An 18,494-nucleotide genomic window follows, 5' to 3' on the forward strand; every position below is an offset into this window, starting at 1 on the left:
TCTGGCGTTGACTTTTGGCACGCTGTTGAGTTCTCAAGGAACGGACGCTTCCTTCGGACCGCCTTCCAGCAGGCCCTCCGGGCTTCGTTCTTTCGCGTTTCCAGCTTATCAGACGTTTTCCGCTCCGTTTTCCGGAGTTTCATTCACCCAACTTCCCGAACTGGTCGGGCCCGCTTTTTGCGACATCCACCACACTAGCGCATTCCGAGTGTTACTCGGAATTCACACTCACCTGATTGGCGGGAACGCCGAAGTGCCCAATTTTCATGGGGATCAGAGTGAGAGTGGGTTGTGCTGAGTGAGGTGGCCGCTCCAGCGACTCGTTCAACACTAGGCCACCCGGCCGACATCGTCAAACGTCGAGGGCCGGATCTGTCCAGATCCGGCCCTCGTTGCTCAAAGCCGCAGCTCAGAGCGGGTGCACTTTCAGCCTGGCCTCAGGCCGGCCGGTCCGTAGACCCGTCAGCCGGCGGCAACCAGCTCCGCCGCCGCCAGGTTCCGCTTGCCGCGCCGCAGCACGAGCCAGCGGCCATGCAGCAGGTCGGCCTCGGTCGGCACCGCCTCCTCGTCCGTCACCTTGACGTTGTTGAGGTACGCACCGCCCTCCTTGATCGTCCGGCGGGCAGCCGAGCGGCTCGGCGACAGGCCGACGGCGACCAGCAGGTCGACCACCGTCTGGAGTTCGGACACCTCAGCCTTCGGGACCTCGGCCAGGGCGGCGGCCAGAGTCGCGGCCTCGAGGTCGGCGAGGTCGCCCTGGCCGAACAGCGCCTTGGACGCGGCGACCGCGCGCTCGTACTGCTCCGCGCCGTGCACCAGGGTGGTGAGCTCCTCGGCAAGGGCACGCTGGGCAAGGCGGGCAGCGGGGCGCTCGGTGGTCTCGCGCTCCAGCTCCTCGATCTCCTCCTTCGAGCGGAAGCTGAAGATCCGCAGGAAGTTGGGGATGTCCCGGTCGTCCGCGTTCAGCCAGAACTGGTAGAACGCGTACGGGGTGGTCAGCTCGGGGTCGAGCCAGACCGTGCCGGACTCGGTCTTGCCGAACTTGGTGCCGTCGGCCTTGACGATCAACGGCGTGGCCAGCGCGTGGACGGACTTGCCGTCGGCCTTGCGGATCAGGTCCGTGCCGGCGGTCAGGTTGCCCCACTGGTCACTGCCACCGGTCTGCAGGGCGCAGCCGTAGCGGCGGTTCAGCTCCAGGTAGTCCATGCCCTGGAGGATCTGGTAGCTGAACTCGGTGTAGCTGATGCCTGCGTCGGAGTTGAGCCGTCGAGCGACAGCCTCCTTGGCGATCATGTTGTTGACCCGGAAGTACTTGCCCACGTCACGCAGCAGGCTGATGGCCGACATCCCGGACGTCCAGTCCAGGTTGTTGACCATCCGCGCCGCGTACGGGCCCTCGAAGTCGAGGAAGCGCGAGATCTGGCCGCGCAGGCGCTCGACCCAGCCGGCCACCGTCTCGGGATCGTTGAGCACCCGCTCGGCAGTGGGCTTCGGGTCGCCGATCAGGCCCGTGGCACCGCCGACCAGGCCGAGCGGGAGGTTCCCCGCCTGCTGGATGCGGCGCATGGTGAGGATCTGCACCAGGTTGCCCAGGTGCAGGCTGGGGGCCGTCGGGTCGAAGCCGCAATAGAACGTGACCGGGCCGTCCGCGAACGCCTTGCGCAGTGCGTCCTCGTCAGTGGACAGGGCGATCAGCCCTCGCCACCGCAGCTCGTCGACGATGTCCGTCACGGTCACGCTTCTCCTTCGATCGGGCGTCCGCCCGGTGCCGGCCCGATTCGGTCGGGCCCCGGGTCGATACGACTCCAGCCTGTTAGAGCCTACGCGGTTCCGGCCAGCGAGTTTTCCCCGAGGCACCCCCGGGTCGGGTGGCCCGCCCTCGCGGGTCCCTCCCCGATACCGGAAATTCCGTTGTTCGACGGCTGCGGGCCCATTCAGAGTGGTTCCACCGCCGTGCGGCGGCAGTGACGTGTGTGGAGACGGTCGTGCCGCCGTGGCACGCCCGCGGGAAGGGTGTGCCGAGTGCGCAACACGCTGGTTCTGAACGCGAGCTACGAGCCCCTGACGACGGTGTCGCTCCAGCGCGCCGTCGTCCTGGTGCTCCAGGACAAGGCGGTGGTGGAGCAGGCGCATCCGCTGCGCTCGATCCGGGGAACGGGCGTGGCCGTCCCGGTGCCTCGGGTGATCAGACTGCAACGGTACGTAAGGGTGCCATTCCGACAACAGGCTCCGTGGTCGCGGCGGGGCGTCCTGGCCCGGGACCAGCACCTGTGCGCGTACTGCGGCCGGCGGGCCACCACGGTGGACCACCTCCAGCCCAAGTCGCGCGGTGGTGCCGACAGCTGGATGAACACCGTAGCTGCGTGCCCGGAGGACAACCAGCGAAAGGCGGACCGCACGCCGGAGCAGGCCGGGATGAAGCTACTGCGCCGCCCGTTCGTGCCGACGCCGCAGGCCAGCCTGATGCTGGCGCTCGGTCTGCGCAGCTCGGAGGTCCGGGACCTCGCCGACTGGCTGCCGACCGTACCGGGCCGGCCCGTCTCCGCCGCGTGAGGCGGTTCCCGGGAGCGAGGACGCTCTCAACCTGAGGAAACTCTCATTGTCAGGACGGCGGCGGGTGGGGGCGGCATGGGCGTGGACCAGGGCGGAAGGCCTCAGTCCTTCGCCTTGTACCCCGCCGCCGTGCCGTAGTTGGTCGAGTGCTCGGGTACCACGACCACCTGCCCGCCGCCGATCAGCACCCGTCCGGAGATCAGCAGCGAGCCGGTGCCGGGCGGGAAGTTGCCGCCGATCGCCTCCCGGCCGCCCGCCAGCGGGAACCGGCTGAGGCGGGCGGGCTGGTCGCGGCGTTCGTCGGCGGCCAGCACGAGCGACCCGCCGTCGATGCCGACCGCCCGGACGGCGCCCTTGGCGGCGGTCGGCACCTTCCAGCGCTGCTTGCCGGTGTCCAGGTCGTAGCCGACCGCGGCCACCGGCCCGCCGCCGTTCGGCGGTGCCAGGGTGGTGACCATCGTGCGGCCCTCGAAGTACACGCCGGGAGTGGCCGAAAACGCACCGTGCGCGACGTCCAGCCGACCGCCGTCGACGGCCACCGGGATCTCGGCGGCTGGGTCGCCGCCCGCGCCCCAGGCGAACACCCGGTCGGCCTCGGGCTTCTCCCCGGTGGTGAGGACCACGGACGGCTCGGCGGACAACACGGTCACCGTCTTCGGCTGGTTGTTCAGGCCCCGCCACCAGCCGACCTTGCCGTCCAGGATGTTCAGCGCCACGGCCTGGTCGGCGGGGGTCGAGTCGGCGCAGGAGGAGGCGACAAGCACGGTCTTGCCGCTGACGCCGCCGGACAGGGTGCAGAACTTGCCCTGCCCGGTGTACTGCCAGACGTCCTTCCCGTCGGCCGATTCCCAGGCCAGCACGCGGTCGTCGCCGACGGCGACCACCTTGTCCTCGGTGACGCCGACCCGGGCCGAGTAGCCGCCCTTGGTGTCCGAGAGGGTCTTGGTCCACGCGGTCTTGCCGGTCTTGCTGTCCACCGCGGCCACCAGCGTGCAGGGGCTCTTCGGATCGGGCTGCGGACGGAACAGCGCCGCGCCCAGGCCCGCCTGGTTCACCCCCGCCGACAGCCCGCACGGGACGGCCCCTGCGGCCGGCGGCTCCACCGACCAGGTCGGCTTGCCACCCGCCCGGTCGTACGCGTGCACCCCGGAGCCGTCGGCCCGGACCACCACGTCGGCCAGCAGCCAGCTGCCGATCAGAGTGTCGTCGCCCGCGGAGGAACCGGCCGCGGCGGGCTGCGCGGCCCACGCCCGGGTGTGCGCCACCGCGAAGCCCGGCTCACCACTGCTGCTCGCCGCCGCGCTGCCACCGCCCTCGGTGCCGACCATCAGCCCGGCCGCCACCAGCACTCCCAGCGCGACCACCCCGGCGCCGGTCCGCACCAGCAGGGCCTTGCGGCTGGGCACGTGTTCCCCTGTCAGCACCGCGTCGGCGGCCTTCCGGGCCTTGGCGGAAAGCGAGGAGCCGGAGCCCTCCCCAGCACCGGCACCGGCACCGCCGCCGGCACCTCGACGGGCAGCGGCCCGCGACGGCGCGGCGGTCCCGGCCTGCGGCACGGGAGCCTGCTCCGGAGAAGTCTCCGCAGGTTTCTCGGGGACGAGCGCCGGCGCCGGCTCGGCCTCCTCGACGTGCACGTAGCCGTCCGCCGAGTACCCCGCCCCCGCCGGGACGTACAGCCCCTCCTCGGCGGGCTGCTGCATGGTGGCGTACGTCGCGTACGCCTGGTGCTGCTGCGCGTGGTCCGGGTACTGCGGATACGGCTGGTACTGCTCCTGTCCGCCGTACTGGTCCTGGGCGTAGCCGCCCTCGCCATAGCCGACCTGGCCGTACCCGCCCTGGTGGTACCCACTCTGGTCATAGCCGGTCTGGTCGTAGCCGGTGTGCCCGTGGGCGCCCTGGCCGAACTGCGGCTGCTGCTGCCCGTACTCGGCCGAGGCGTAGCCCGGCTGCGGCTGCCACTGCGACGGCTGCTGCGGTGTCTGCTGCTGCTCGGTGTACCCGCCGTTCTGCCAGTCCGAGTGGCCCGAGGGCGACCACGGCTGCGGGGAGTGGGCGTCTCCGAAGGGCTCCTGCGCCATCCGTTCCGTCCCTCCCGAGCCGCCTGTCTGCCGATGCGGCAGTCAGCATCTCACGCCCGCCCGGTGACGCGGCCCGGGCCCTCGGTCGTACGGTCCCGGGCTCCTCGGTGGCGTCGCGTCAGGCTGCCGACTCGGCGCGCAGGGCCCCGTCGATCCGGGCGGCGAGGGTGAAGTCCAGCCCGGTGAGGCCGCCGGCGCTGTGGGTGGACAGGACGAAACGCAGAGTGCGCCAGCGGATGTCGATGTCAGGGTGGTGGTCGAGCGCCTCGGCCTGCTCGGCGACGGCAACGACCACCCGGATCGCCGCCGGGAAGTCCGGGGCGTCGGCGCTGCGGGCGATGCTGTCGCCCTCCCGCGTCCACTGGGGCAGCGCCGCCAGGGCCGCTGTGATCTCGTCCTCGTTCAGCCGTGCCCTGCTGGTCATCGCCGCGCTCCTGGTGGGTCGGGGGTGCCGGGATTCCGGGATGTCCGGGGTTCCGGGATGTCCGGGGTTCCGGGATGTCCGGGGTTCCGGGATGTCCGGGGTTCCGGTGTCAGGCGGCCTTCCGACGCGGACGGGCCACGAGCTCGCCGCCGCAGTTGGGGCAGGCGGCGGCCATGGCCTCTGTGCAGTCCGTGCAGAAGGTGCACTCGTAGGAACATATCGAGGCGCGGCCGTCCGCGCTCAGCGACACCGCGCAGCGCTCGCAGCTCTCACGCATCTCCAGGGCCATGGCGTACTCCTCCGACCTGCATACGGTCTGACGTTCGTTCAACTCAGCAACAGCTTGGTGACGGCCACGAGGCCGACCACCACGATGACCCCGCGCAGCGCGGTCGGCGGGAGGCGGCGGCCGACCTTGGCGCCGAGCAGGCCTCCGACCAGCGAGCCCGCCGCGATCAGACCGGCGGCGGCCCAGTTCACGGTCGAGGTGAAGAGGAAGAAGAGCGCGGCGACTGCGTTGACGATCATCGCCAGGGCGTTCTTCACCGCGTTGATCCGCTGGAGGTCGTCCTGGAGCAGCATGCCCATCAGCGCCATCAGCAGCACGCCCTGCGCGGCGCCGAAGTAGCCGCCGTAGATGCCGGTCAGGAACACCCCGGCCAGCAGCACCTGGCTGCCGTCCGGATCGCCGCCGGGGCGGCGACGGGCGGCGACGGCCTTGGCCACCCGGGGCTGGATCACCACCAGGACGAGCGCGAGCAGGATCAGCGCCGGGACGATCGCGTCGAAGGCCCCGCTCGGCAGCTTGATCAACAGCATCGCGCCGACCAGCCCGCCGAGCAGTGACGCGATGCCCATGCGCAGCACGCGGCGGCCCTGGCCGACCAGTTCGCGGCGGTACCCGATCACGCCGCTGAGCGAGCCGGGGACCAGGCCGAAGGAGTTGGAGACGTTGGCGGTGACCGGAGGGATACCCACGGCGAGCAGAACCGGGAAGGTGATCAGGGTGCCGGAGCCGACGATCACATTGATCATCCCGGCGCCGACGCCGGCCACCAGGACGGCGATCGACTCCCAGAGCGTCATGGGTCACCTCTCCTCTCGGTCCTGTCCGAGGGGATCATGCCGGACGGCCTTGCGGGCCGACCAGACCCGCCCACGATTCGGGACGCACGCCACAGCGCCCGGTAGGCACGATTCGGCACCGCGAAAGGCCGAGGGCCCGCCACCTCTTGGCAGCAGGCCCGCGGCGAAGCAGGTTCGACCGATCACTCCGGGTCGATCTTCGGGTACTCCCGCGCCGGGTCCACCCGGGGACGGGCGGCGCCCTTCTCGGTGTCCACCGGCCGCGGGCCGGACGCCGGGTCCAGCGGCACCTGGGTGGCCGCGGGGGCAGCCTGCGGAACGCTGGGCGCCGCGACCGCGCCGCCGTTCACCCCGCCGGTCAGGCCGGTGAAGGCGCCGCCGAGGCCCTTGAGCGCGTCGCCCACCTCGCTGGGGATGATCCAGAGCTTGTTGGAGTCGCCCTTGGCCAGCTCGGGCAGAGTCTGGAGGTACTGGTAGGCGAGCAGCTTCTGGTCGGCGTCGCCGTCGTGGATGGCCTCGAAGACCGTCCGGATCGCGGCCGCCTCACCGTCCGCGCGCAGGACCGCGGCCTGCGCCTCACCCTCGGCCTTGAGCACCTCGGCCTGCTTCTCACCCTCGGCCTTGAGGATCTGGGCTTGGCGCTGGCCTTCGGCGGTGAGGATCGCAGCGCGCTTGTCCCGGTCGGCGCGCATCTGCTTCTCCATCGAGTCCTGGATGGAGGTCGGCGGCTCGATCGCCTTCAGCTCGACGCGGTTGACCCGGATGCCCCACTTGCCGGTGGCCTCGTCCAGGACGCCACGCAGGCCGGCATTGATGACCTCGCGCGAGGTCAGGGTGGACTCCAGGTCCATCGAGCCGATGATGTTGCGCAGCGTGGTGACGGTCAGCTGCTCGATCGCCTGGATGTAGCTGGCGACCTCGTACGTCGCGGCGCGGGGGTCGGTCACCTGGTAGTAGATGACGGTGTCGATGTTGACGACCAGGTTGTCCTGGGTGATCACCGGCTGCGGGGGGAACGGCACGACCTGCTCGCGCAGGTCGATCCGGTTGCGGACCCGGTCGATGAACGGGACGACGATGTTCAGCCCTGCGTTGAGCGTCCGGGTGTAGCGGCCGAAGCGCTCCACGATCGCGGCGCTGGCCTGCGGGATGACCTGGATCGTCTTGATCAGCGCGATGAAGGCCACCACGACCAGGACGACCAAAACGATAAGGACGGGTTCCACGGACTCTCCCCTAGACGACCAGGGCGGTCGCGCCCTGGATTTCGACGACGTCGACCTGCTGCCCGGGCTGGTACACCTGGCCCGGATGGAGCGCACGGGCCGACCAGATCTCACCGTTCAGCTTGATCCGCCCGCCCTCCCCGTCGACGGTTTCCGCGACGACCGCGGTGGCGCCCTGGAGCGCCTCGATGCCCATCTTGACCTGCGGGCCCTTCTGAAGCTGCCGATAGGCGATCGGGCGGACGAAGACCACCAGTGCGACCGAGACGACGACGAAGGTCACGGTCTCCAGGACCACTCCCCCGCCCAGCGCGGCCACACCGGCGGCGGCCAGCGCCCCGACCGCGAACATGGCGAACTCCGGCATCGCGGTGAGCACCAGCGGTATGCCGAGCCCTGCGGCGGCCAGAAGCCACCAGATCCAGCTGTCCACACATCCATCCTAGGGAGCGAAGGCCTTCGAAGCGGACAGTTCCCGCAGGTCGAGGGGCGGAAACCGGTCGCGTGTGCGACCGGTTCCGACGGCGTTCCGGATGAACCAACGGACGGGGCCTCAGCCCAGCGGCAGACCCTGGGCCGACCAGCGGTCTCCGTGCCGCTCCAGGGTGAGCGGCAGGCCGAAGCACTTGGAGAGGTTGCGGGCGGTCAGCTCGGTGTCGATCGGGCCGGCAGTGAGCACCTTCCCCTGACGGATCATCATGACATGGGTGAAGCCCGGCGCGATCTCCTCGACGTGGTGGGTGACCATCGCCATTGCCGGAGCGAACTCGTCCTGGGCGAGCGCGCCGAGTCGGCGGACCAGGTCCTCACGGCCGCCGAGGTCCAGGCCGGCGGCGGGCTCGTCAAGCAGCAGCAGCTCGGGGTCGGTCATCAGGGCGCGGGCGATCAGGGTGCGCTTGCGTTCGCCCTCGGAGAGGGTGCCGAACTTGCGGTCGGTGAGGTTGGCCATGCCGAGGCGGTCGAGCAGGGCGAGGGCACGGGCCTCGTCCGACTGCTCGTAGGTCTCCTGCCAGCTGACAGTCATGCCGTACGCGGCGGTGAGCACGGTCTGGAGCACGGTCTGCTCGGCCGGCAGCTTGTCGAACATGGCGGCGCCGGCCAGGCCGATCCGGGAACGCAGCTCGAAGACGTCGATCTCACCGAGCTTCTCACCCAGCACTGTGACCTTGCCCGAGGTCGGGAACAGGTACGAGGAGGCGATCTGCAACAGCGTGGTCTTGCCGGCGCCGTTCGGGCCCAGAATGACCCAACGCTCGCCCTCGGAGATGGACCACGAGACCTGGTCGACCAGCGCGCGCCCCTCCCGGACCACGGATACGTCCACCAGCTCCAGCACGTCGCTCATGCCTATGCCTTCCCCAAAAACAAGATTCTCGGCCGTCGGTGCGGGCGGCGGGCCTACTCCGGCAGCCGGTGGGCACGGGGTGGGTGCGCCGCACACGCATGGGCAAACCTACGCCACGCGGATGACCGCCGATTCCGTAGGCTGGCCGGATGCTCGCGACTCCTGCCGACAATCCGTACGAAGAGCCCCGTTCGGGGCGGCTCACCGCATGGGGCAACGCCCTGCTGGCCGGCCTGGTGCCGCCGGACGACGCCGCTGCGGCTGTCCTGGGTGCGGACGAGATCCACCGGGTTACCGATCTGCCCGGTGACGAGCCTGGCGAACAGCACGGGCTGACCTGGGCGCTGGGGCGGCTGCGGGTGCTCGGCGTGAAGGGCCTGCGTCTCGCTCTGCCCTCAGCCGGGCACCCGCTCGGATTGACCGGCCCGAAGGCCTTCAACGAGCAGGCCATGAGTGCGGGTGAGGCCGTCCTGGCCGTGGGCGCACCGCTCGGCCTGGTGCCGGAGGTGGAGGTGTACGGCCCGGTTGGAGACCGCTCGGCAACCGTGCTGTGGCGCTGTTCCGAGGTCAACGACACACCGCCGGCGGACGTGCCCTCTCTGAACGAGGCGGAACGTGAGCTGGCGGACGGGCTGCGCGAGGCGACCGTCATGCTCACCCGCCTCAACGTGGCTGGCGCCGGGCCCGAGGCCCTGCGCGCCCTCGATGCCTACCGCCGTCGAGGACACAGCAAGCTGCTCGCCCCCGGCTACCCACCCCGGGCCGTCCGTGTGCTGGAGTCGGCCCGCCAGGTATCCGCCTTGCTCGCCATCGCCTCCGGCAGCCACGGCGCTGCCGTCAGCGCCTCCGAGATGGCGGCCCGCCAGTCCCTCCTGGCCCCGCTGCGGCGCACGGCCCGACGTGCCCAGGTGGCCGCCTACAACGCCCTCGTCGACGAGCGAGACGACCGCTGAGAGGTGCCGGCTCCCGGGGTCGGCGGCGAGCGCGATTACCTCGGCGCGCTCGTACCTGCCGTCGGGCCCGGCGGCCAGGCTTCCCTGCGCCGTAGCTGCTGACAGCCGACACCGGGACCACCCCAGGACTTCGGCTGCCTCCTCCACCGAGTAGCTCTCCGCAAGCCGTTGCTCCGCCGCCTCGGAGGCGGCCCGCGCCGTGGCCGCAGCCTTGTGCATACGTTTCCTGACGACCTGCTCCACCGCGGCACGTGGGACGGCGGCCAAGGCCTCCCGGCTGTATGTCGGCCAGCCTCGATATCCGCCGCAGGGGCGCAGCTCCCCTGCGGCGGCAAGCCGCCTGATGTCTTCGGCGATCACCAACAGGCCGGTGGTATGGCCCAGAACCGTGGCTGCTTTGGCCACCCCCACTGGAGGCACAGCGCCCAGCGCGAGGATGATCTCCTCGGCACGGGCCTTCAGCTGCGCCTCGACGAGGGCCGACCAGGTGCCGTTTTCGAGGTCCGGCTCTGGGATCAGTTCACGTTCCCGTGCCAGGTTGAACTGCCAACGCCGCATCCGGAGCCGGCGCCTCAGCAGCTCCGGCCCGTAGGCGTCCCGCTCTCGGACTGCCTCCCGAACCAAGCTCGCTCCACGCTCGATGGCCTCGGCTGCGCGGACATCTACTCTCGCCGCCTGGCACCCGGACGAGCGTCCACCTGGCTCCCGTCCTCGATTTCCGCCCTCGGCAATCGGTTGCGACCCAGGCCCGGACATCGGAGGCTCATCGAACATGCGGCACGTCAACTCAAGTTCATGGGCCGGTACGACAGGCCCGCACTCACTGCACATCGCGTTCATCCGGCCCTCCCTCGGGATCGGTGTCGGCGATCAGCCTGGCACAGCCGACTGACTACACATCGCCCCAATTCCGGCGATCCCTGCCGAACAGCACATGCAGGACCCCCGTTTGACGCCTGTCCTGGCCGAAAACCTGCCGATCGGCACGGCGTCCGCACCAACTCCCCGCGCCCCCAGCGCACTACCCCTCGCGGGTCTCGCCGTGGCGAACGGCCCAGAGTGCTGCCTGGGTGCGGTCGGCCAGGTCCAACTTCATGAGGATGTTGGACACATGGGTCTTCACCGTCTTCTCCGAGAGGTGCAGGCTGCGGGCGATCTCCCGGTTGGAGCGGCCATCGGCGATGTGACCGAGCACTTCGCGCTCGCGCTCTGTGAGCGTGCCGCCGCGGCCCTGTGGAGCGCGCGGGCCATCGTCGGAAAGTAGAGCCTCGGCCAGTTCAGGCTGGAGCAGAACGTGGCCGGCGTGCACCGAACGGATCGCCCCGGCCAGCGCCTCCGGGTCCACGTCCTTGTAGACGTACCCGGCCGCACCGGCCCGCAGCGCGGGAACCATCGTGCGGTGCTCGGTGAAGCTGGTGACGATCAGGATCCGGGCGCGGCTGCCCTCCCCCTTGAGCGTGCGCAGCGCCTCGATGCCGTCGACGCCGGGCATCTTGAGGTCCATCAGGACGACGTCAGGGTCGAGTTCACGGGCCCGCTCGACGCCCTCCGCCCCATCGGCGGCCTCCCCGACCACGTCGATGTCGTCCTGAACTTCCAGGAAGGTGCGTAGCCCTCGTCGAACCACCTGGTGGTCGTCGACCAGCAGGACACGGATCGACGGTGTGCTCTCAGGCACCGGGGACCTCCATCTCGACGAGCGTCCCCCGGCCGGGGGCCGACTCCAGGGTGAGCGTGCCGCCGACGGCGGCCGCGCGGTCGCGCATCGAGGCCAGGCCGAGGTGGCGGCCGGCCCGACGGACGGACTCTGGATCGAAGCCGCGCCCGTCGTCGTGCACGCGCAGCACCGCACCGCGCACAGGCGTCCCGGCCAGGGTGACGGTGACCCGGCGGGCGCCGGAGTGGCGCAGCGCATTGTGCAGCGCTTCCTGGGCGACTCTCAGCAGCGCAGCCTCCTGAGCGGGCGGCAGCGCCCGGACGCCGTCGGCGGCGAAGACGACATCGGCGGTGTGCGCCCGGTCGAGGACCTGTACCTGGGAGGCGAGAGTGGCGCTCAGCCCGTCCTCCTCCAGGGCGGCGGGACGCAGTTCCACGACGACGGCGCGCAGTTCGTCGGCGGCCTCGGCGGCCAGCCGGGCGACCTCGGCAAGCTCGGCGCGCGCCCGGGCCGGGTCACGGTCGACGAGCTTGGCGGCCGCCTTGGCGGTGAGCCGGAGCGAGAAGAGCTTCTGCGAGACGGCATCGTGCAGGTCATGGGCGATCCGGGCACGCTCGCCGGCCAGTGTGAGCTCGCGGCTGCGTTCGTACAGCCGGGCGTTGGAGAGGGCGAGGGCGGCGTGCGCGGCAAGGATCCGCAGCAGTTCCTCGTCGTGGTCGGTGAAGAGGCCCCCGCCTCGCTTGTTGGCGAGGAAGATGACGCCCATCACCTGCGGCTCGTCTTCGGCCGCGTCGGTGTCCAGGATCGGCATACCGAGAAAGGCGTCCATATCGGGGTGGGCCGCGGGCCACCCTTCGAAGGCGGGTGCTTTGCGGACGTCCACGAGCCGGGTAGGGCCGGTCTCGTGCAGCATGGCCGCGAGCACGCCGTGTTGCCGGGGCAGCGGGCCGATCGCCCGCCACTGCTCGTCGGTGACACCGTCGACCACGAACTGGGCGAAGCCTCCGTGGTCGTCGGGCACGCCCAGGGCCGCGTACTCGGCGCCGAGCAGACCCCGGGCCGAGGCGGTGATGCGGCGCAGCACCTCGCGGACCTCCAGGTGCCGGCTCATGGCGAGCAGCGCCTGGCTGACGGCCTCGATCCCGGACAGACACGGTTCGCAGGCGGACAGCGGGCCCCGGTGGGCACGGTGGTCTCCGGTGGTGCTGGGCATACCGCCAACCTACCGCCGCCGTCACGACCGCCGCGTCCGTCCGCGGCCGCCCCGGGCCCAGGTCCGGGGACCTAGGCCGCAGGGCCCACCCGGAGCCTCGGGAGACCGCCCGGAACGCCGAGGGGCGGCCCTCCCCAGTGGGAGAGCCGCCCCTCGGCCTGCTGTCGGAGAAGGGGTCAGCCCTTCTGCATGACCTCGGGCTCGTGCCGGCGCTGGAGCCGGGTCACGAGGACGCCGATGACGATCGAGATGGCGATCAGCACGCCCGCGTCGATCGCCCACTGGGCGACGCTGTGCTTCCAGAGCGGGTCGTAGTTGGGGTTCTGGAAGTCCTTGTTCCAGGGGCCCATGAGCGTGGACAGGTCGAGCGTGGTGGACACGATGCCGGTGCCCCAACGGGCCGGCATCAGCCAGGCGATCTGCTCCAGACCGGGCTTGCTGAAGATCTGGAAGAGGCAGCCGGTGAAGACGACCTGGACGATGGCGAACATGACCAGCAGCGGCATGGTCTTCTCGGCGGTCTTCACCAGCGCGGAGATCATCAGACCGAACATCATCGCAGCGAAGCTGAGCAGGATCATGCCGATGGTCATCTCGATGATCGGCAGGTTCCTGACGATCAGGCCGTGCTCGGGGAGCTTGCGCGGCAGGAAGCCGACGGCGGAGATGATCGCGCCCTGGATCACGCTGAAGATACCCAGCACAATGATCTTGGACATCATGTACGCCGAGCGAGACAGGCCGGTGGCCCGTTCCCGTTCGTAGATCGCCCGTTCCTTGATCAACTCACGGACCGAGTTGGCCGCACCGGAGAAGCAGGCGCCGATCGCCAGGATCAGCATGATCGTCGCGGCCCCGCTGTTGAGGTGGAGCTGCGTCTTCGGGTTGGGTGCGAGCCCCGGTTCATTGGGGATCAGCACGCTGACCGCGCCGATGACCGCAGGCAGCAGCACCGACAGTGCCAGGAAGCCCCGGTCCGAGGCGAGCACCGACATGTAGCGGCGCATCAGGGTCCACAGCTGCGAGCCCCAGCTCTGCGGCTTCGGCGGCTTGACGGCCTCCTGCGCGACCTGGACGTGCTGCACCTCGCCCGCCTCCACGGTGGGTGCGGAGTACTGCTGGTAGTGCACCGAGCCCCGGTAGCGACCGGCCCAGTCGTGGTCCGGGTAGTTCTCGAAGGCCTGGAAGACGTCCGCCCAGGTCTCGTACCCGAAGAAGTGCAGTGCCTCGTCCGGCGGGCCGAAGTAGGCCACCGAACCGCCCGGCGCCATCACGAGCAGCCGGTCGCACAGTGCGAGTTCGGCCACCGAGTGGGTGACGACCAGGATGGTGCGGCCGTCGTCGGCGAGGCCTCGCAGCATCTGCATGACCTCACGGTCCATGCCCGGGTCGAGGCCCGAGGTGGGCTCGTCCAGGAAGATCAGCGAGGGCTTGGTGAGCAACTCCAGGGCGACCGAGACACGCTTCTGCTGGCCGCCGGAGAGCGCGGTGATCTTGTTGTCGGCACGCTTGTCCAGGCGCAGCTCGTACAGCACCTCGTCGATCCGGGCCTCGCGCTCGCGCGCCTCGGTGTCGCCGGGGAAGCGCAGTCGGGCCGCGTACTTGAGGCCCTTTCGGACGGTGAGCTCGCGGTGCAGGATCTCGGACTGCGGCACCAGGCCGATGCGCGAGCGGAGCTCGGCGAACTGCTTGTAGAGGTTGCGGCCGTCGTACAGGACCTCGCCGCGGTCGGCCGGGCGGTACCCGGTGAGGGCGCGCAGCAGCGTGGACTTGCCGGAGCCGGACGGGCCGATGACCGCGACCAGGGACTTCTCCGGGACGCCGAAGCTGACGTCGTTGAGCAGGATCTTCTTGCCGCCCTTGTGTTCGACCTCGACGGTCAGGTGGCGGGCGGAGAAGGAGACCGCGCCGGTGTCGACGAACTCCTGGAGCTGGTCGCCGACCAGGACGAAGCCGGAGTGGCCGACGGTCAGCCGGTCCTGCGGGCCCATCAGCTGACGCTGTACCCGCTGACCGTTGAGGAAGATGCCGTTGTGGCTGCCGAGGTCGACGATCTCGTAGCGGCCGTCCGGGAGCTGACGCAGCTCGGCGTGGTGGCGGGAGACCTGGAGGTCGGACACCACGATGTCGTTGTCGAGCGCACGACCGATCCGGACGGTGCGCATCGCCGACGTCAGGTTGCGGATGATGGTCGGCTGCGGCCCGTCGCCACCCTGCTGCGGCGGGCCCTGGAAGCCCTGCTGCTGCGGGAAGCCACCGTGCTGGGGCTGCGGCTGCGGGGCCGGCTGGGCCTGCGGCGGCGCGTACTGCTGCTGCGGGAACGGCGGCTGGGCCTGCGGCTGACCCGGCCAGGCCTGCTGCGGCTGCTGGTACGGCTCGTGCTGCGGCCAGCCCTGCTGCGGAGCGGGCTGCTGGGGCGTGGGCACCGGACCACGGCTGGTGGTGGCCTCGTGCATCGGGGCGGTCTGCGGAGCAGCGGCGTGCGCGGGTGCGGAGAAGCCGAGCCGGGGGCCGTTCTCCGGGTTGCCCAGGTTGACCACGGCACCGGGGAACAGCTGGGCCTGCATGGTGCGGGCGCCGGCCACGTACGTTCCGTTGGTGCTGCCGTGGTCGTCCAGTTGCCAACCGCTGCCGTTGAAGCTGATGGTCCCGTGCTGCCAGGACACCCTGGCGTCGTCGAACGGGAAGTCGGACTGCGGGTTGCGCCCGATGGTGTAGGACCGCCCCGGCTCCAGAGTCCGCTGCTGTCCGTTGATCTCAATGACGAGTTGCGGCACTGCGCGCCTGCCCCGCTCTCTCGGTTCCCCCGAATTGTTGCCCCCGGCCAGGGGTGCGATGTTCCTGTGATTGACGGGGGGAATCATTCCAGCCCGCCGACCGCCGATGAAAGTCGGCCCGGGTGACTGTGACCAGGCTGCTACCGAGCCGGACCCGTGGCGTCCCGCGAGGTGGGACGGGTGCCCCCGGGCCGTCGAGCGCCCGGTAGCGTGGGAGGCACCATGAACGCATCGCCCCTGGCCGCTGAGCCCCTCCCCGCCGCCCAGCACCGGACCGCGGACGAGCGCACCCTGCTCGTCAAGGTGTTCGGCAAGGACCGCCCCGGCATCACCGCCGGCCTCTTCGCGACACTGGCCGGCTTCGGCGTCGACGTCATCGACATCGAGCAGGTCGTCACCCGTGGCCGCATCACGCTGTGCGCCCTGGTCACCCAGCCCCCCACACCCGGCGCCGAGGGCGGGCTGCGGGCCACCGTCCACCGCTGGGCCGACGAGCAGAAGCTCCAGGCCGAGATCCTCTCCGGCATCGGTGACAACCGGCCGCGCCGTGAGGGCCGCTCGCACGTCACGGTGCTAGGCAACCCGCTGACGGCCGCCGCCGTCTCCGCGCTCACCTCCCGGATCACCGCCTCGGGCGGCAACATCGACCGTGTCTTCAGGCTCGCCAAGTACCCGGTGACGGCGGTCGAGCTGGCCGTCTCCGGTGTCGCCACCGACGAGCTGCGGGCCGCGCTGGCCCAGGAGGCGGCCACCCAGCGGGTGGACGTCGCGGTGGTCGCGGCCGGGCTGGAGCGCCGGGCCAAGCGCCTGGTGGTCATGGACGTCGACTCCACGCTCATCCAGGACGAGGTGATCGAGCTGTTCGCCGCCCACGCGGGCTGCGAGGAGAAGGTCGCCGAGGTGACGGCGGCGGCGATGCGCGGCGAGCTGGACTTCGCCGAGTCGCTGCGGGCCCGGGTGGCGCTGCTGGCCGGGCTGGACGCCTCGGTGACGGAGAAGGTCCGCGCCGAGGTCCGCTTCACGCCGGGCGCGCGCACCCTGATCCGCACCCTCCAGCGCCTCGGCTACCAGGTCGCGGTGGTGTCCGGCGGCTTCACCCAGGTCACCGACCACCTGGTGGAGCAGCTGGGGCTGGACTTCGCGGCCGCGAACACCCTGGAGGTGGTGGACGGCAGGTTCACCGGCCGGGTGGTCGGCGAGATCGTGGACCGGGCGGGCAAGGCACGCTGGCTGGCCCGCTTCGCCGAGCAGGCGAAGGTGCCGCTGGAGCAGACGGTGGCGATCGGCGACGGCGCCAACGACCTGGACATGCTGAACGCGGCCGGCCTCGGGGTGGCGTTCAACGCCAAGCCGGTGGTGCGCGAGGCCGCCGACACCGCGGTGAACGTGCCGTTCCTGGACACCGTGCTGTACCTGCTGGGCATCACCCGCGAGGAGGTCGAGGCGGCCGACGCGCTGCACGGCACCCCGACCGAGTAAGGGCCGGCCCGGCCACGGCCGATGGAGTGAGGCCCGCTCGAAGAGGGCCTTCGGACGTACACGAGGGGCGCGCGGATCAAGTCCGCGCGCCCCTCACGTACGTTCCCGGGATCAGTCCTGCGGCGTGTAGTACGAGACCAGCTGGGCCACGCCCGGCTCGACGCCCTTCCAGGAGCCGCTGAAGCTGAGCACGGCGATCGCCGCCGTCGGGAAGCCCCCGAGCCGAAGCCGCTCCAGCGCGTCCCGGTCGCCCGCGTCCCCGGCCAACACCTGGGTCAGACCCAGCACACCCGGGTTGTGGCCGACCAGAACCAGGTCCGAGAACTCCTCCGGAGTCTCCTGGAGCACGGCGATGATCTCACCGGGGCTGGCCTCGTAGACCCGGTCCTCGTACACCGTCTTGCGGGCCCGCTTGGGCAGCTCGTGCGCCGCCAGCTTCCAGGTCTCGCGGGTGCGCAGCGCGGTGGAGCAGAGCACGTAGTCGGGGTTGATGCCGGAGTCGACCAGCCAGCGGCCGGCGTCCGGAGCCTGGTGTCGGCCCCGGTCGGCCAGCGGCCGCTCGTGGTCGTCCACACCGTTCGGCCAGTCGGCCTTGGCATGGCGGAGAACGATGATCCTGCGGGGCGTGTCGGCGCTCATACCCAGCAAGCTTGGCAGAAAAGCGGCCCGGCGGCGCGATGCTCCCGGATGCCACCACTCCGAGGGACGAGGAGTCTCACCAAGCCCCGTTCACCAGGGCATCAGGTGGCGTACGGAATCCCTCAGCCCATCGTGGCCGCGACGGTGGCGATGATCGCCACCAGCACCACGATGGCACCGAAGGCGAGGGCGATGCGGCCGAGCTGCTTGCGGCCGTCGGTGGGATCAGGATCGAGAACGGGCATGTCCGGAATTCTCCCATCCCGAACGCGCCCGCCGTCCGCTGGCCCCACCGCCTTGGCCAGGCCTTGACCTTCCCCGTCGGTCCTCGCCCTTCACCGCCGCGTGCGGTCCCCGGCGTCACACACCCCCGTCGGACGTCACGCCCTGGTCTGCTCCCCCGGGTGCACCGCCTCGTCCTCGATGTACCGCGCCAGCGCCGCGCGCAGGCCGAACAGCATCTGCGGCACCAGCAGCAGGGCCAGGAAGCCCAGCGGCCAGTACCACTGGCCGGTGACGTCGTAGATCCGGCCGATCAGGATCAGGCCGGGAACGGAGATCAGGTAGCCGATCCCCTGCGCGAAGGCGGACAGCTGTGCGACGCCGCCGGCCGTCCGGGCGCGCAGTCCGATCATCGTCAGCACCAGCGGGAAGGCGCAGTTGGACAGGCCCACCAGGACCGCCCAGACCCACGGCGCGCCGGCCGGGGCGAGCGCCAGCCCGGCGTAGCCGGCGATGCCGCACGAGGCCAGCACGACCACGAACGGCCGCTGGTCACCGCGGCGGGCGGCGAGGTTGGGCAGGACATAGGAGACCGGCACGCCGATCACCATGGTGACCGCGAGCAGCACCCCGGAGGTGCCCTTGTCGATGCCGGCGTCCTGGAAGATCTTCGGCAGCCAGCCCATCACCATGTACGCACCGCTGGCCTGGAGGCCGAAGAAGCCGGCCAGCGCCCAGGCCGTACGGCTGCGGGTGATCGGCAGCTTGGCCGGGACGGCGTTGCCGCCCGCCCGCTCGCCGCGCTCGCGCTTGGCGATCAGCACCGGCAGCCAGAGCAGCAG

Annotated in this window: 17 protein-coding genes; 3 read left to right on the forward strand and 14 right to left on the reverse strand. The window is 70.8% G+C overall.

Annotated elements, in window-relative coordinates; genetic code table 11:
- Nucleotides 1-462 precede the first annotated feature (462 nt).
- Nucleotides 463-1,731 (reverse strand): tyrosine--tRNA ligase, encoded by a 1,269-nt coding sequence (tyrS, locus tag ACFU7Y_RS20285; RefSeq protein ID WP_224274768.1) that lies wholly within the window; start codon nucleotides 1,729-1,731, stop codon nucleotides 463-465.
- A gap of 291 nt (nucleotides 1,732-2,022) precedes the next feature.
- On the opposite strand from tyrS, the gene ACFU7Y_RS20290 reads away from it, so the two are divergent.
- A complete protein-coding gene (locus ACFU7Y_RS20290; protein ID WP_224274729.1) occupies nucleotides 2,023-2,553 on the forward strand; it encodes an HNH endonuclease in 531 nt (176 codons plus the stop codon).
- A gap of 101 nt (nucleotides 2,554-2,654) precedes the next feature.
- On the opposite strand, the gene ACFU7Y_RS20295 is transcribed toward ACFU7Y_RS20290, so the two are convergent.
- The 7 genes from ACFU7Y_RS20295 to ACFU7Y_RS20325 form a co-directional block, all read right to left on the reverse strand.
- Nucleotides 2,655-4,631, reverse strand: coding sequence for a PQQ-binding-like beta-propeller repeat protein (locus ACFU7Y_RS20295; RefSeq protein ID WP_224274728.1), 1,977 nt, complete (start codon nucleotides 4,629-4,631; stop codon nucleotides 2,655-2,657).
- Between the two features lie 118 nt (nucleotides 4,632-4,749).
- On the reverse strand, nucleotides 4,750-5,055 hold the full coding sequence (locus ACFU7Y_RS20300; RefSeq protein WP_224274726.1) for a 4a-hydroxytetrahydrobiopterin dehydratase: 306 nt from the start codon (nucleotides 5,053-5,055) through the stop codon (nucleotides 4,750-4,752).
- A gap of 109 nt (nucleotides 5,056-5,164) precedes the next feature.
- The gene (locus ACFU7Y_RS20305) at nucleotides 5,165-5,344 is read right to left on the reverse strand and encodes a DUF1272 domain-containing protein (protein WP_224274767.1); all 180 of its coding nucleotides are present in this window, start codon (nucleotides 5,342-5,344) and stop codon (nucleotides 5,165-5,167) included.
- Between the two features lie 38 nt (nucleotides 5,345-5,382).
- The gene (locus ACFU7Y_RS20310) at nucleotides 5,383-6,141 is read right to left on the reverse strand and encodes a sulfite exporter TauE/SafE family protein (RefSeq protein WP_224274724.1); all 759 of its coding nucleotides are present in this window, start codon (nucleotides 6,139-6,141) and stop codon (nucleotides 5,383-5,385) included.
- Between the two features lie 182 nt (nucleotides 6,142-6,323).
- The gene (locus ACFU7Y_RS20315) at nucleotides 6,324-7,367 is read right to left on the reverse strand and encodes an SPFH domain-containing protein (protein ID WP_224274716.1); all 1,044 of its coding nucleotides are present in this window, start codon (nucleotides 7,365-7,367) and stop codon (nucleotides 6,324-6,326) included.
- Between the two features lie 10 nt (nucleotides 7,368-7,377).
- Nucleotides 7,378-7,800: an NfeD family protein gene (locus ACFU7Y_RS20320; RefSeq protein ID WP_224274714.1), complete on the reverse strand. Its 423-nt coding sequence runs from the start codon at nucleotides 7,798-7,800 to the stop codon at nucleotides 7,378-7,380.
- Between the two features lie 120 nt (nucleotides 7,801-7,920).
- Nucleotides 7,921-8,712: an ABC transporter ATP-binding protein gene (locus ACFU7Y_RS20325; protein WP_224274712.1), complete on the reverse strand. Its 792-nt coding sequence runs from the start codon at nucleotides 8,710-8,712 to the stop codon at nucleotides 7,921-7,923.
- A gap of 149 nt (nucleotides 8,713-8,861) precedes the next feature.
- On the opposite strand from ACFU7Y_RS20325, the gene ACFU7Y_RS20330 reads away from it, so the two are divergent.
- Complete coding sequence (locus ACFU7Y_RS20330) at nucleotides 8,862-9,665, forward strand: hypothetical protein (RefSeq protein ID WP_224274710.1); 804 nt, start codon at nucleotides 8,862-8,864, stop codon at nucleotides 9,663-9,665.
- Nucleotides 9,666-10,686: 1,021 nt separating this feature from the next.
- Here ACFU7Y_RS20330 and ACFU7Y_RS20335 read toward each other — a convergent pair.
- The 3 genes from ACFU7Y_RS20335 to ACFU7Y_RS20345 form a co-directional block, all read right to left on the reverse strand.
- Nucleotides 10,687-11,343: a response regulator transcription factor gene (locus tag ACFU7Y_RS20335; RefSeq protein ID WP_224274708.1), complete on the reverse strand. Its 657-nt coding sequence runs from the start codon at nucleotides 11,341-11,343 to the stop codon at nucleotides 10,687-10,689.
- Entirely contained in the window at nucleotides 11,336-12,433 is a 1,098-nt protein-coding gene (locus tag ACFU7Y_RS20340) for a GAF domain-containing sensor histidine kinase (protein ID WP_224274745.1), read from the reverse strand. The genes ACFU7Y_RS20335 and ACFU7Y_RS20340 overlap by 8 nt, the downstream gene beginning before the upstream one ends.
- 278 nt (nucleotides 12,434-12,711) lie before the next feature.
- Nucleotides 12,712-15,312, reverse strand: coding sequence for an FHA domain-containing protein (locus ACFU7Y_RS20345; protein ID WP_224274706.1), 2,601 nt, complete (start codon nucleotides 15,310-15,312; stop codon nucleotides 12,712-12,714).
- A 222-nt stretch (nucleotides 15,313-15,534) separates the two neighbouring features.
- Between ACFU7Y_RS20345 and serB the strand changes: the two genes are divergently transcribed.
- The gene (serB, locus tag ACFU7Y_RS20350; RefSeq protein ID WP_224274704.1) at nucleotides 15,535-16,791 is read left to right on the forward strand and encodes a phosphoserine phosphatase SerB; all 1,257 of its coding nucleotides are present in this window, start codon (nucleotides 15,535-15,537) and stop codon (nucleotides 16,789-16,791) included.
- A gap of 111 nt (nucleotides 16,792-16,902) precedes the next feature.
- On the opposite strand, the gene ACFU7Y_RS20355 is transcribed toward serB, so the two are convergent.
- The 3 genes from ACFU7Y_RS20355 to ACFU7Y_RS20365 form a co-directional block, all read right to left on the reverse strand.
- Nucleotides 16,903-17,430: a histidine phosphatase family protein gene (locus tag ACFU7Y_RS20355; RefSeq protein ID WP_224274702.1), complete on the reverse strand. Its 528-nt coding sequence runs from the start codon at nucleotides 17,428-17,430 to the stop codon at nucleotides 16,903-16,905.
- 122 nt (nucleotides 17,431-17,552) lie between these two features.
- Nucleotides 17,553-17,675: an SGM_5486 family transporter-associated protein gene (locus tag ACFU7Y_RS20360; protein WP_263454436.1), complete on the reverse strand. Its 123-nt coding sequence runs from the start codon at nucleotides 17,673-17,675 to the stop codon at nucleotides 17,553-17,555.
- Nucleotides 17,676-17,810: 135 nt separating this feature from the next.
- A partial coding sequence (locus ACFU7Y_RS20365) for an MFS transporter (RefSeq protein ID WP_380769131.1) occupies nucleotides 17,811-18,494 on the reverse strand: 684 nt, incomplete at its 5' end.

It is taken from the genome of Kitasatospora sp. NPDC057542 (assembly GCF_042801945.1).
In the GTDB taxonomy this organism is placed as follows: Bacteria; Actinomycetota; Actinomycetes; order Streptomycetales; family Streptomycetaceae; genus Kitasatospora.